Source organism: Pseudomonas sp. ICMP 10191, assembly GCF_001467335.1.
Classification (GTDB): Bacteria; Pseudomonadota; Gammaproteobacteria; order Pseudomonadales; family Pseudomonadaceae; genus Aquipseudomonas; species Aquipseudomonas cerasi.
The window spans coordinates 128,312-141,472 of record NZ_LKGW01000024.1 but is presented as its reverse complement, the minus strand read 5'-3'; the positions used below and the strand labels follow the sequence as shown (position 1 = coordinate 141,472).

Here is a 13,161-nt window from a genome sequence, read left to right as displayed (position 1 = left end):
CCGCATCAGGGAACGATCAGCGAGTGCGACGAGGTGTTACTTACGCGAGACGATGATGTAGATCGCGTGGATGATGCCCGGGATGTAACCCAGCAGGGTCAGCAGGATATTCAGCCAAAAAGCGCCAGCAAAGCCTACTTGCATGAACACGCCTACCGGGGGCAGCAGGATGGCGAAAATGATACGAATGATGTCCATGGAAAGCTCCTGATTGATTGGCTCTGATTGGCCATACAGCTAATCGACCCTGGCCGGCGGTGAGGGTTCAACCGGCTCTGGCACCGCGCCATTATTCTTTCTCGGGAGAGGATCAGGACAAGCGTTGCACTGCGGGCACAGCAGCGTGTGCTGCGAGCGGAAAGAAAACAGAATCTTCAAAACGCAAACAAAGAAAACCCCGCCGAAGCGGGGCTTTCCAGACTGTTTCCCTGATTTCCCTTTCACCCCGCCATCCTGGCAGGCTTCCCTACGTGTCCCTGTTATGTCTTGTTGCGCGTCCTGCGCTACGTCCATGAACAAAGATTAACTTTGGATCCCTTTCTTGGGAAGAGGTCAATTGGCACCACGCAGTGTAAGCAAATGCTTACAAGACTTTTCCAAGTCAGAATTGTGACGCCTTCAACAGGTACAGCGAATCGCTACCCGCGCGCACCGAGGCATCCAGCGAATGAATACGCGGCAGCAGACGTGCGAAGTAGAAGCGTGCAGTACCCAGCTTGCTTGCGTAGAACTCCTCCTGCTGCTCTTTACCGAGTGCTGCCTTGGCCATCATGGCCCACATGTAGGCATACGCCGTGTAACCGAACAGATGCAGATATTCCACAGAGGCTGCGCCGATTTCATTGGGGTTGTTACGCGAGCGATCCAGCACCCAGCCGGTCAGCTCATCCAGCATGTTCAAGGCTTTGCTCAGCGGCTGAGTAAACTCGCCGAGCGCGTTGTCCGAGCCGCTGATGAACTGGCGGACTTCATCGGAAAACAGCTGATAGAAAGCGCCATTCGAACCGACGATCTTGCGCCCGACCAGGTCCAGCGCCTGAATGCCGTTGGTGCCTTCGTAGATCTGCGTGATACGCACGTCACGCACCAGTTGCTCCTGGCCCCACTCGCGGATGTAACCGTGGCCGCCGAATACCTGCTGACCATGAACGGTGGTTTCCAGACCGATATCACTCAGGAACGCCTTGGAGACGGGCGTCAGCAGCGCTACCAGATCATCGGCACGCTTGCGCGCGGCATCGTCTTCGCTGAACTTGGCAATATCCAGTTGTAGAGCCACGTAGCTGGAAAACGCCCGGCCGCCTTCGTTGAAGGCTTTCATGGTCAACAGCATACGACGCACGTCAGGATGGACGATGATCGGGTCAGCGGCCTTCTCCTTGTTCTGTGCGCCGGTCGGGGCACGGCTCTGCAGACGGTCCTGCGCATACTCGACGGCAGCCTGATAAGAGCGCACGCCAGAGGCCAGGCCCTGGATACCGACGCCGAGGCGCTCGTAGTTCATCATCGTGAACATCGCCGCCAGCCCTTTGTTCGGCTCACCGATCAGGTAACCAGTGGCGGCGTCGAAGTTCATCACACACGTTGCAGACGCCTGGATGCCCATCTTGTGCTCGATCGAGCCACAACTGACGGTGTTGCGCTCGCCGATGCTGCCGTCGTCAGCGACCATGAACTTGGGCACCAGAAACAGCGAGATGCCTTTGGGGCCAGGCGGTGCATCCGGCAACTTGGCCAGCACCAGATGGATGATGTTTTCGGTCAGGTCGTGTTCGCCACCGGTAATGAAAATCTTGCTGCCGGTGATCTGGTAAGCGCCGTCCGCCTGGGGTTCGGCGCGGGTGCGAATCATGCCCAGATCCGTACCGGCGTGGGCCTCGGTCAGGCACATCGACCCGGCCCAGACGCCTGAATACATATTGGGCAGAAATTTGCTCTTGAGCGCTTCACTGGCGTGGGTGTCTATCGATACGCAGGCGCCGGACGTAAGCATCGCGTACAGACCGAACGCCAGGCTGGCAGAGTTGAGCATCTCTTCGACCTGAGCCGACACCACCTTGGGCATGCCCATGCCGCCAAACTCGGGGTTACCGCCTACACCGACCCAGCCGCCCTCAGCGTAGGTCTTATAGGCCTCGGGGAAACCTGCAGGTGTGGTGACGACGGTGTCCTTCCAGTGGCAGCCCTCCTCGTCACCGTTGCGGCTCAGCGGCGCAATGGTCTTGCTGGTCACTTTACCGGCTTCTTCGAGAATGGCTTCGACCGTTTCAGCGTCGACGGTTTCGGCCAGCTCGGGCAGTTGAGCCCAGAGCTTTGAAACCTCGAAGACTTCATTGAGGACGAAGCGCATATCGCGCAGTGGCGCTTTATAGTCAGCCATGGCAAACCTCGTGAACACGGATCGAAATGCTTTGGGAAGCCGATCGATGCATCCAGCGACGCAGATCAGCAGTCGAGTTCCACGAGTCTAACCGAACAACATTTCAGAGACATAGGGTCGTGTCATGACTGAATAGTCATAACAGGTCACGGGAAGTGTAAGGGCTTGCTCAGGTTGCCGCTTCAGTTGTGCGGACAGCGCCACGTCGGTTCAACTGCCCGTAAGCCACCACACAATTGCGCCCGGCGCCCTTGGCCGCATACAGCGCCTGGTCGGCGCATTTGAGCACCTCTTCGGGCGTACGATGCTCCGGCTGGCGTTCGGCAACGCCGATACTCACCGTCACCGACACACTGCCTGACTGCGCCCCGCTGCGGCGCTGCCGGCCTTGCTGATCGTCCTGAGGGCGACTGTCCTTGTTGCGCAGCTGAATCTCGTAATTGGCGATGGTCTCGCGGATGGCTTCCAGGTGCGGCATGCACTCATCGATAGTCTTGGCGGCGAACACAATGGCGAACTCTTCGCCACCATAACGATAGGCCTTGCCACCGCCGCTGGTGATTTTCGACAGTTTGCTGGCCACCAGACGCAACACCTGATCTCCCACATCATGGCCGTGGGTATCGTTGAATTTCTTGAAGTGATCCACGTCGCTCATCGCCAGCACATAGTTGCGACCCAGACGCTGCATGCGCTCATTGAGCGCCCGTCGCCCAGGCAACCCGGTGAGCTCGTCGCGGAAGGCCATCTGATAGGCCTCATGAGCGACAGCAGCGGCAATCATCAGCATCACCTGGCTGCATAGGATGTTCAGGGTGAACGGCAGTATGAAGGTCTTGGGCAATGCCCAGAACAAACCCAGCAGGCCGACAATCTGCGCCGCATGCAGCGGTCGCGGCTTTTCCAGGTATTGCCAGATCAGCACCCCGAATGACACGAGGAACATCGCGTAAGACAACTGGATCAGGCTCATCCATGCGCCATGCAGAGCAGGCCAGCGAATGTCGGCCAGCCAGACTTGCAGCTCGACCGGATAGCTCTGCTCAAGCCCCACCGCCACGCCACCCAGCGCTACCAGCACCGCGAGCCGCGCGACCATGTCCTGGAACAGATGCGTTCGCTCCTCCCATGCTGCATACAGCCCGAACAGCAGCGGCAGCAGCAGGCAGACCAGGTGAAAGATCACCGCTGCATCTTCGCGGACCTTACCGTGGTCACGGTAGTAATCGGTCTGGGTATCGAGCAGGTAGTAGGCGATATACACCGTGAGCATCAGAAACAGCTCGCGCTGACGTCGGTAAACACAGCAGTACGCGCCGCCCAACAACAGAACCAGCGTCGGAAGCACGTTGAACAGCGAGGTGAAGAAGACGTTCAGGTCCTTTACGTACGCAGCCGCAAGCCCCGCCACCAGCAAGCCCAGTGAAGGCAGAAAATGACTCAAGCGTGCAGCTGATGGACGCAACAAAAGGGGTTATCTCCTACCCGGCATCTGGATGACTGGCTGGCCTGATGGCATTGTGCCCCTCCCCAGCAAACAATGCATCGGCAGGATCAACAAACAACTTAATTTCTGTAACGGCAGGAAGTGGGAAATGTTTATTGCGGGCTTCTTGCGTCCATGCGCCGCGTCGGCATGCGTTGGTGGGTGACACAGAGCGTCACGAACTGCATTCCCACGCGGAGCGTGAGGAACGAGAGGTGTCCTGGAGAACATCGTGACTATGCACGGGGCCTGAACGCCTTCTCAGGTCTCGCCGGGGATTCGAATACAGCGATGCGCTAAAACGCACCCATAAAAAAACCGCCCGATCAGCGATCAGGCGGTTTTCATGACGCCAGCGAAGCTTAGTAAGCCAGGCCGAAATCTTCTTCCTTCATGTCCATCAGGTTGGCAGCGCCCGACAGAATGGCCGCCACGTGGGTACGGGTGCGCGGCAGGATGCGCTGGAAGTAGAAGCGCGCGGTCTGGATCTTGGCGCGGTAGAACGCCTCGTCAGACGTACCGGCCGCCAGTTTCTCGGCCGCAACACGCGCCATGTCGGCCCAGAAGTACGCCAGGCAGGCATAGCCGGAGAACATGACGTAGTCCACCGATGCAGCACCCACTTCTTCGCGATCCTTCATCGCCGCCATACCGACTTTGAGGGTCAGGTCGCCCCACTCCTTGTTCAACGCAGCCAGTGGCGTCACAAACTCCTGAACGACTTCGTTGCCTTCATTGCTCTGGCAGAACTTGTGAACGATCTTGGTGAAGCCCTTGAGCGCTTCGCCCTGGGTCATCAGCACCTTGCGGCCCAGCAGATCGAGCGCCTGAATACCGGTGGTGCCTTCGTACAGCATCGAAATCCGGCTGTCGCGAACGTTCTGCTCCATGCCCCACTCGGCAATGAAGCCGTGGCCGCCGTAGATCTGCACGCCGTGGTTGGCGGCTTCAAAGCCCACTTCCGTCATGAACGCCTTGGCAATCGGGGTCATGAACGCCAGCAGCGCGTCAGCGGCTTTCTTTTGCTCCGGGTCTTCGCTGTACTTGACGATGTCGACCTGTTTGGCCGTGAAGTACACCATGGCACGCGTGCCTTCGGCGAACGCCTTCATGGTCAGCAGCATGCGACGCACATCAGGGTGAACGATGATCGGATCGGCGGCTTTTTCCGGTGCCTTGGGGCCGGTCAGCGAGCGCATTTGCAGGCGGTCACGGGCATATTGCAGGCCGCCCTGGAAGGCGACTTCGGCGTGCGCCAGCCCTTGCAGTGCAGTCCCCAGACGCGCGGTGTTCATGAACGTGAACATGCAGTTCAGGCCCTTGTTCGCCGGTCCGATCAGATAACCGGTAGCGCCATCGAAGTTCATCACGCAGGTGGCGTTGCCGTGGATGCCCATCTTGTGCTCGATGGAGCCGCAGTTCACGGCGTTGCGCTCACCGATGCCGCCATCGGCAGCCGAGAGAAACTTGGGCACGATGAACAGCGAAATACCTTTGGTGCCAGCCGGTGCGTCCGGTAGGCGGGCCAGCACGATGTGGACGATGTTATCGGCCATGTCGTGTTCGCCAGCGGAAATGAAAATCTTGGTGCCGGTAACCTTGTAGGTCCCGTCAGCCTGAGGCTCTGCTCTGGTGCGCAGCATGCCCAGGTCGGTACCGCAATGCGACTCGGTCAGGCACATGGTGCCGGTCCATTCGCCGGACACCAGCTTGGTCAGATACGCTTCCTGCTGCTCGGGCGTGCCGTGCTCGGAGATCGTGTTCATCGCACCGTGCGACAGGCCAGGGTACATGCCCCACGACCAGTTCGCCTCACCGACCATCTCGCTGACCGCCAGGCCCAGCGACTCGGGCAGACCCTGACCGCCGTGCGCAACGTCATGCGCCAGACTTGGCCAGCCGCCTTCGACGAACTGTTTGTAAGCCTGTTTGAAGCCGGTCGGCGTCTTCACGCCCGACTCGCTCCAGGTGCAACCCTCGGTATCGCCCACACGGTTCAGCGGTGCCAGCACCTGCTCACAGAACTTGGCACCCTCTTCCAGAATGGCGTCGACCATGTCCGGAGTGGCGTCATGACAGGCTGGCAGACTCTGATAGTGCGCTTCATAGCCGAGCAGTTCATCACGAACAAAACGAATATCACGCAAGGGGGCCTTGTAGTCAGGCATAGCGATAACCTCTGCTGATGAATCCTGGAACGAATGACCGGGCGGTCGCTGGAGAGATACCCTCAAGCGCCAGACAATCTCGTATGCCTCGCGGTCAAACAGGTGTTTGAAACATACGTTTACGCCCAAACCTTGTCAATAGCGAAGCACGCACCATTCGTCCACGGCCCATGCATAAGCCACGCAGGTGTACGTCGTGCGGGGGCGAGCGAAACGTAAGCAAAAGTCTAGTGGAGGGAGAAACCGGGTGCAGGCGTGATACAGGACAATGATGCGGAGAAATTCAGCGGGCAACGCCGTGCGCTGATGGCACGGCGGGAATTGACGCGAGAATCAGGCGTAGGTGTCGATCAGCGTACCGAGCATTTCATTGCTGGCTTTCTGCGCAGCCAGTCCGGCTGCAAACTGATCCTTTCCAGCCTCGAGTTCGACGATGTTGGACGGCAAGTCGGAACGCTGGCTGCGATCAACAGAGCGCAGGTTCTCAAGCTGAAAGTCAGAAGACTGGCTTCTGCCCGACACTTCGATATTGGAGCTGGCAATCTGGGTGGCCGCCTGATCCACACGACTTTGCCCGACCTGCATTGCGCTAAGGCCTGGGTAGAGGGTGTTGTTCATGGTGATTTGCATAAGCCGATCCTCAGTTCAAAAAACGAACACGCCCATTGAAGCAGCATTTGCCCGGAAATACTCGACAAACAGACTAATGGCACTAGGCCGCACGATAGCCTGAGTCTTGAAAATCCAAAACTGTCTTGCCGGTCAGCGACATAGCGGCGCTGTCAGCTCAACACCTTCAAGTCGAGATACTGCGCCACATTTTCGGCACTCGCCTCGTTCAAACGCGGCACCCGCCCCAGGCAAGGTGCAGGCAGACGCTCGACCAGCGTGGCGAGGTTTTCTTCAAGCCGCGAGGTGTCGGCATCCACGATGTTGGCCACCCAGCCGGCCAGACGCAACCCGTCACGGGCAATCGCTTCGGCAGTCAACACCGCATGATTGATGCAGCCCAGACGCACGCCCACCACCAGAATCACCGGCAGGTCCAAGGCAATGGCCAGGTCGGACAATGTGCTCTGCCCGGACAGCGGCACGCGCCAACCGCCCGCCCCTTCGATCAGGGTGAAATCGGCCTGTCTGGCGAGCATCTGCCGCATGGGTTGCAGCACCGAATCGACGGTCAACGCGACGCCAGCTTCGCGTGCTGCCAGGTGCGGAGCGATGGCTGGTTCGAAAGCCAGCGGGTTGACCTCAGCGTAATCCAGCTCGACAGAACACTCGGCCAGCAACGCCAGAGCATCCGGGTTGCGCAGCCCCTGTGGCGTGACAAAACAACCGGAGGCAACGGGCTTGCCGGCTGCCGTGCTCAGGCCGGACATTCGGGCAGCATGCAGCAAACCGGCAGCCACCGTGGTCTTGCCAGCGTCGGTATCGGTCCCGGTGATGAAGTAGGCAGCAGTCATCTCAGCAGTCTTTCCTGTCAGTCCGTCAGTTTTTTTCAAGCACCGCGTACAGCACTTGATAGGTAGCGGGCAGTCCGGCGTCCTGGCGGAAGCCTTCATAGGCCTGAACCATGCCCATGATCCGCTCGCGCCCGGTCAGGCCATTGGGTCGTCCGGGGTTGAGATTGTGCGCACCGAGCGCCTTCAACTCGTGCGTCAGGCTGCGCACGTCCGGGTAATGCAGAACCTGCGGGCGAACATCGAGGCTGCGCACTTGCAGGCCGCTCGCCACGCACAGCTGACGATAGTCATCCTCATGACGAAAACGGTTCACATGCACCCGGCCGTCCACTGCCTGCCAACTGTCGCGCAGCTCGTACAGCGTGCCGACACACAGGCTGGCAAAGGCAAATACGCCGCCTGGTTGCAAAACGCGGTGAGCTTCACTGAGCACCGCCGTGAAATCGGCGCACCACTGCACCGCGAGGCTGGAAAAAATCAGCCCGCAGGTCTGGTCACGCAGCGGCAGGTGCTCGGCATCACCCGCAACAAAGTGCTGTGCGCCACCCAAGGGTCGGGCGTGACGCAACATGCCTTCGGCGATATCCAGTGCAATGCCTTCGCTGCCATTGAAAGCCTGCGCCAGCGCCCGGCTGAAATAGCCGGTGCCGCTGCCTAGATCCAGCCAGCGAGACGGATTGCATTGCGCAGGCAAACACGTGAGCAGCTCATTACCGACGTTGCGCTGCAGTTCGGCAACGCTGTCATAGCTGCCTGCCGCGCGGGAAAACGACGCGGCGACCTGACGTTTGTCAGGCAAGACAGAAGGTGGTTTGGGGATTGAAAGATCATTCATCGTCCAGCTCGTGCAGAAAGGCATGGATCGCAGCCGCCACCCCGTGAGGGTTTTCCAGCAGGAAGGCATGACTGGCCTGCTCGATGAGCCCCACTTCGACATCCGGCAACAAGGCCAGCAGATCACTTGCCGCCTCAGCGGGCACGAAGGCATCCAGCCCGGCAAACAGGTGCAGTTGCGGGCCACGATAGGTTTGCAAAGCGCTGCGGGTGTCGAGTTGCCGAAGTATTTTCAGGCCGTCGATCAACGCCGTTTTCGACAGGTGCGGTGCGCCGGCCTTGAGCAGCCGCGCCAGACCGCGCGGGTCTTCTGCGCCTTGCGTGCATAACAGGCTGAAACGCTTGAGGGTCAGGTCCGGATCATCGGCACAGCCAGCCAGAAATGCCTCGAAATCCTGCGCGGGCATTGCGTTCGGCCACGCACCTTGGGTGACGAAACAGGCGTTGCTGGCCAGCGTCAGTAATCCGCAACAACCTTCGCCGCGCCGCGCCGCCAGTTCAGCCGCGAGCATGCCACCCAATGACCAGCCGCCCAGCCAGGCGTCGTCTGGCAGGTTGCTGTCCAGTTCGTCGAGCCAGTCCGGCAAGTCGCAGCTGTCGATATCCGGCAATGGCTCGACTTCAACCCGCAAGTGCTCGTCCAGCCCACGCAGCGCAGCAGCAAGCGGCTCCAGCGGCGAAACGCCAAGGCCCCAGCCTGGCAACAGAATCAGACGATCACGCATGAACAGGCTCCGAGGATTGGCTGGCATCCAGCAGCGGGTAGCACTGCTCCAGAGTGTTCAATAATAGCTGCACGTCGGCTTCGCTGTGCGCGGCAGACAAGGTCACACGAAGTCGCGCGCTGCCCGCAGGCACGGTAGGCGGGCGAATGGCGGTGACCAGCAGGCCACGCTCGCGGAGCAACTGCGAGAGGTGCAACGCCCGACCGGCATCACCGATCATGATCGGCTGAATCGGGGTAAAGCTGTCCATCAGTTGCAGCCCGATCTGCTCGGCACCGCGACGAAACTGCTGAATCAGCCGCGTCAGATGCTCGCGACGCCAATGCTCGGTACGCAGCAACTGCAGGCTTTTCAAGGTGGCGCAGGCCAGCGCGGGCGGCTGGCTGGTGGTGTAGATGTAGGGCCGGGCGAACTGGATCAGGGTTTCGATCAACTCTTCACTGCCGGCCACAAACGCCCCGGAAGTGCCGAACGACTTGCCCAGGGTGCCGACCAGCACCGGCACGTCATCCATGCTCAGGCCGAAGTGCTCGACGATACCGGCGCCGTTGGCACCCAAGGGGCCGAAGCCGTGAGCGTCATCCACCATCAGCCAGGCCCCTTTGGCCCTCGCCGAACGGGCCAGCGCGGGCAGATCGGCGATGTCGCCGTCCATGCTGAACACCCCGTCGGTGACTACCAGGGTATCGCCCACGGATTTTTCCAGGCGGGCTTCCAGGCTGCTCACATCGTTGTGCAGATAGCGCGAAAACCGTGCACCGCTGAGCAGACCGGCATCCAGTAGCGAGGCGTGGTTGAGACGGTCCTCCAGCACCGTATCGCCCTGCCCGACCAACGCCGTCACTGCGCCAAGGTTGGCCATGTAGCCATTGGAGAACAACAGGGCACGCGGGCGACCGGTCAGCTCGGCCAGCGCTTCTTCCAGTTCATGATGCGGCGCGCTGTGGCCGATCACCAGATGCGAAGCCCCGCCTCCCACGCCCCAGCGCTCGGCACCTGCCTGCCAGGCGGCGATCACCTCGGGATGATTGGCCAGCCCCATATAATCGTTGTTGCAGAACGCCAGTAACGGCTGGCCGTCGACGATGACCTGCGGCCCCTGCGGACTTTGCAGCAGCGGGCGCTGGCGATAGAGGTGTGCGGCGCGCCGGGCATCGAGGCGCGTGCGGAGATCGAAAGACATGCAGGCCCCGAACCGGAAGATGACAATTCAAAACGGGCCGGAACAGGCCGGCCCATTCAACGGATCAGGCAGAGGCAGCGTCGTAGAACATTGAGCTGCTTTGCTGCTCGACCAGCGCCTGTTCGATGGCGGCCTGATGCACTTCGTCGGCATGCCCTTCGCCTGCTTCGGGCTTGATGCCCAGGCGCGAGAACAGAAGCATGTCCTTGTCGGCCTGCGGGTTGGCGGTGGTCAGCAGCTTGTCGCCGTAGAAAATCGAGTTGGCCCCGGCGAAGAACGCCAGTGCCTGCATTTGCTCGTTCATCGCTTCGCGACCGGCGGACAGACGCACGTGGGATTTCGGCATGAGAATCCGTGCCACGGCGAGCATGCGAATGAAATCGAACGGGTCGACATCTTCGGCGTTTTCCAGCGGCGTACCGGCGACCTTGACCAGCATGTTGATCGGCACCGACTCCGGGTGCTCAGGCAGGTTGGCCAGTTGAATCAGCAGCCCCGCGCGGTCATCGAGGGACTCGCCCATGCCCAGAATGCCACCGGAGCAGATCTTCATCCCTGCATCGCGCACGTAGGCCAGGGTTTGCAGGCGCTCGCTGTAAGTCCGGGTGGTGATGATGCTGCCGTAGAACTCCGGCGAGGTGTCGAGGTTGTGGTTGTAGTAGTCCAGGCCCGCGGTGGCCAGCGCTTCGGTCTGTTCCTGATCGAGGCGGCCCAGGGTCATGCAGGTTTCCATGCCCATGGCTTTCACGCCTTTGACCATCTCCAGCACATAAGGCATGTCCTTGGCGGAAGGATGCTTCCAGGCCGCGCCCATGCAAAAGCGGGTCGAGCCAATGGCCTTGGCACGCGCGGCTTCTTCAAGCACCTTCTGCACTTCCAGCAGCTTTTCTTTCTCGAGACCGGTGTTGTAGTGGCCGGACTGCGGACAGTACTTGCAGTCTTCCGGGCAGGCGCCGGTCTTGATCGACAGCAGCGTGGAGACTTGCACGCGGTTGGCGTCGAAGTGAGCGCGATGCACCGTTTGCGCCTGAAACAGCAGGTCATTGAATGGCTGTACAAACAGCGCCCTGACCTCGGCTAAAGTCCAGTCGTGACGCAAAGTGACGGTGGTGCTGGCGCTCATCGGGCGGCTCCTTGGTGTTTCTGGGCAATGCGCGAGGGCGGGAAAGACCCCATGCGCTACACGGATGTCGGCATATTTAAGGAAGAGCCATGCGCTGTCAACCCAGCTACCCGCATGAGGTTTACATCTGGTTAAAAAACAAACAACCCTGTTTGTTATGCGATGAACGCAGTGAGGTGCCCACGCCCATTTGCGTGCCGTGCGAAGCAGAACTGCCGTGGCTGGGCAACGCCTGCGTGTGCTGTGCGCTGCCGTTACCGCGTTCAGGCATGAGCTGCGCGCAATGCTGCAAGCAAACGCCCGGCTTTGCTCAGGTCATCGCGCCCTGGCTGTACGATTTCCCGGTCGACGGTCTGATCACCCGCTTCAAACATAGCGGTAAATGGCCTATGGGACGACTGCTGGCAGAACTGTGCGCGCAATACCTGCAGCACCGTTTCGAGGAAGACCTGCCGCGCCCCGACTGCCTCATTCCAGTGCCGCTGGCCAACAAACGCTTGCGCCAGCGCGGCTACAATCAGGCGGCAATGCTGGCCGGCTGGCTGGGTAAACAGCTGCAACTGCCCATCGACGAAGAGCATGTGTTACGCAGCCGGGAGACAACCGCGCAACAGGGCCTGGACGCGAAAGCCCGCAGGCGCAACCTGCGCGGCGCCTTTACCCTGGTTGATCCCGATTGGGTACAGGGCAAGCACTTGGCGCTGGTCGATGATGTTCTGACCACCGGTTCGACGGCAGAGGTCATTGCGCGACTGCTGAACAAGGCCGGTGCGCGGCGGGTGGACGTGTATTGCCTGGCTCGCACGCCCAAGCCGGGTGACTAATGGCCCCTACGCGCCTGGTTTAATATCGTTCCCATGCTCCAGCGTGGTAATGCCTTTCAGGACGCTCCGCGTCCGGTTTCGACGCCATGAGCGAGAGCGATCATACTGCCCACTCCTACTCGACCGCCCCGGACTTCCATGGCCCTCCCCACCTTGCTGACGCAACACATGGTCCGTCGCCCGCAACGCATTGCGCTGTTGCAGCATATTGCCGAACAGGGCTCGATCACCCGCGCTGCGAAAAGCGCAGGGCTGAGTTACAAGGCGGCCTGGGACGCGATCGACGAGCTGAACAATCTGGCGCAAAAACCGCTGGTAGAGCGCAGTGTCGGCGGACGCGGCGGTGGCGGCGCGAAGTTGTCGGTCGAGGGCGAGCGAGTGCTGCGTCTCTATCAGCGCGTCCAGGCCTTGCAGGCCCAGGTGCTGGAAGCGGCCGAAGACAGCAGCGACCTTGACCTGCTCAATCGCCTGACCCTGCGTACCAGCGCCCGCAATCAGTTGCTGGGGCGGATCGTCAGCATCACCCGCCAGGGGCATAACGATCAGGTTCGCCTGCAATTGGCGGACGAGGTGTTTATCGAAGCACAGGTCACCCATGACAGCACCCTGCGTCTGGAACTGGAAAACGGCACGGAGGTGGTTGCACTGATCAAGGCCGGCTGGCTGGAACTGCACGCAGACCGCAGCGAAGAAACAAATGGAAACAATTGTCTGATCGGCCGAATCGACAGCGTGACCGACGCTGAAGATGGCCCCAGCGAAGTACGCATCACACTCCCCGGCGGCCAGACGCTGTGCGCCCTGGCGACACCTGAGCACCTGCATGCACAACAGTTGAAAACCGGCACCACGGTGCAGGCAAGATTTGCAGCTTCACTGGTACTGCTGGGTATACCGTTGTAAGCGCTGGCAGGTCATCACCACGACACAATTTCGTCATATGTGCGCACTAAGGTGGCTGCCATATTCGAGGGA

The 13,161-nt window shown here is 60.4% G+C and carries 12 protein-coding genes; 2 read left to right on the top strand and 10 right to left on the bottom strand.

Translation table 11 applies throughout. The features are described from left to right. Positions 1-36 precede the first annotated feature (36 nt). The 10 genes from AO388_RS26745 to bioB form a co-directional block, all read right to left on the bottom strand. The gene (locus tag AO388_RS26745) at positions 37-198 is read right to left on the bottom strand and encodes a YqaE/Pmp3 family membrane protein (protein WP_002555565.1); all 162 of its coding nucleotides are present in this window, start codon (positions 196-198) and stop codon (positions 37-39) included. Between the two features lie 403 nt (positions 199-601). Continuing rightward, positions 602-2,380 (bottom strand): acyl-CoA dehydrogenase C-terminal domain-containing protein, encoded by a 1,779-nt coding sequence (locus tag AO388_RS03860; RefSeq protein ID WP_058416066.1) that lies wholly within the window; start codon positions 2,378-2,380, stop codon positions 602-604. A 169-nt stretch (positions 2,381-2,549) separates the two neighbouring features. Next, positions 2,550-3,848, bottom strand: coding sequence for a GGDEF domain-containing protein (locus tag AO388_RS03855; protein ID WP_024662884.1), 1,299 nt, complete (start codon positions 3,846-3,848; stop codon positions 2,550-2,552). Positions 3,849-4,228: 380 nt separating this feature from the next. After that, entirely contained in the window at positions 4,229-6,034 is a 1,806-nt protein-coding gene (locus AO388_RS03850) for a phenylacyl-CoA dehydrogenase (RefSeq protein WP_003432609.1), read from the bottom strand. 333 nt (positions 6,035-6,367) lie between these two features. Further along, positions 6,368-6,664 (bottom strand): hypothetical protein, encoded by a 297-nt coding sequence (locus AO388_RS03845; RefSeq protein WP_003316196.1) that lies wholly within the window; start codon positions 6,662-6,664, stop codon positions 6,368-6,370. Positions 6,665-6,816: 152 nt separating this feature from the next. Continuing rightward, positions 6,817-7,497, bottom strand: coding sequence for a dethiobiotin synthase (bioD, locus tag AO388_RS03840; protein ID WP_003372407.1), 681 nt, complete (start codon positions 7,495-7,497; stop codon positions 6,817-6,819). Between the two features lie 25 nt (positions 7,498-7,522). Next, positions 7,523-8,332, bottom strand: coding sequence for a malonyl-ACP O-methyltransferase BioC (gene bioC / locus AO388_RS03835; protein WP_003432606.1), 810 nt, complete (start codon positions 8,330-8,332; stop codon positions 7,523-7,525). Further along, positions 8,325-9,056, bottom strand: coding sequence for an alpha/beta fold hydrolase (locus AO388_RS03830; RefSeq protein ID WP_003372410.1), 732 nt, complete (start codon positions 9,054-9,056; stop codon positions 8,325-8,327). The genes bioC and AO388_RS03830 overlap by 8 nt, the downstream gene beginning before the upstream one ends. After that, a complete protein-coding gene (bioF, locus tag AO388_RS03825; protein WP_003432604.1) occupies positions 9,049-10,239 on the bottom strand; it encodes an 8-amino-7-oxononanoate synthase in 1,191 nt (396 codons plus the stop codon). The genes AO388_RS03830 and bioF overlap by 8 nt, the downstream gene beginning before the upstream one ends. 64 nt (positions 10,240-10,303) lie before the next feature. Next, on the bottom strand, positions 10,304-11,362 hold the full coding sequence (gene bioB / locus AO388_RS03820; protein WP_058416065.1) for a biotin synthase BioB: 1,059 nt from the start codon (positions 11,360-11,362) through the stop codon (positions 10,304-10,306). An 89-nt stretch (positions 11,363-11,451) separates the two neighbouring features. Here bioB and AO388_RS03815 point away from each other — a divergent pair, with 89 nt between their 5' ends. Both AO388_RS03815 and AO388_RS03810 read left to right on the top strand, forming a co-directional pair. After that, positions 11,452-12,186 carry a ComF family protein gene (locus AO388_RS03815; RefSeq protein ID WP_058416064.1) on the top strand — a complete coding sequence of 245 codons (735 nt, stop codon included), beginning with the start codon at positions 11,452-11,454 and terminating at the stop codon, positions 12,184-12,186. A 138-nt stretch (positions 12,187-12,324) separates the two neighbouring features. Next, positions 12,325-13,089, top strand: coding sequence for a TOBE domain-containing protein (locus AO388_RS03810; protein WP_003372419.1), 765 nt, complete (start codon positions 12,325-12,327; stop codon positions 13,087-13,089). Positions 13,090-13,161: the final 72 nt, after the last annotated feature.

Excerpts from the sequence above, each read along its gene's own strand:
- AO388_RS03810 (WP_003372419.1), top strand. The coding sequence starts at position 12,325 with ATGGCCCTCCCCACCTTGCTGACGCAACACATGGTCCGTCGCCCGCAA.
- AO388_RS03830 (WP_003372410.1), bottom strand. The coding sequence starts at position 9,056 with ATGCGTGATCGTCTGATTCTGTTGCCAGGCTGGGGCCTTGGCGTTTCG.
- AO388_RS03815 (WP_058416064.1), top strand. The coding sequence starts at position 11,452 with ATGCGCTGTCAACCCAGCTACCCGCATGAGGTTTACATCTGGTTAAAA.
- bioB (WP_058416065.1), bottom strand. The coding sequence starts at position 11,362 with ATGAGCGCCAGCACCACCGTCACTTTGCGTCACGACTGGACTTTAGCC.
- AO388_RS26745 (WP_002555565.1), bottom strand. The coding sequence starts at position 198 with ATGGACATCATTCGTATCATTTTCGCCATCCTGCTGCCCCCGGTAGGC.
- bioF (WP_003432604.1), bottom strand. The coding sequence starts at position 10,239 with ATGTCTTTCGATCTCCGCACGCGCCTCGATGCCCGGCGCGCCGCACAC.
- AO388_RS03850 (WP_003432609.1), bottom strand. The coding sequence starts at position 6,034 with ATGCCTGACTACAAGGCCCCCTTGCGTGATATTCGTTTTGTTCGTGAT.
- bioC (WP_003432606.1), bottom strand. The coding sequence starts at position 8,332 with ATGAATGATCTTTCAATCCCCAAACCACCTTCTGTCTTGCCTGACAAA.
- bioD (WP_003372407.1), bottom strand. The coding sequence starts at position 7,497 with ATGACTGCTGCCTACTTCATCACCGGGACCGATACCGACGCTGGCAAG.
- AO388_RS03845 (WP_003316196.1), bottom strand. The coding sequence starts at position 6,664 with ATGCAAATCACCATGAACAACACCCTCTACCCAGGCCTTAGCGCAATG.
- AO388_RS03860 (WP_058416066.1), bottom strand. The coding sequence starts at position 2,380 with ATGGCTGACTATAAAGCGCCACTGCGCGATATGCGCTTCGTCCTCAAT.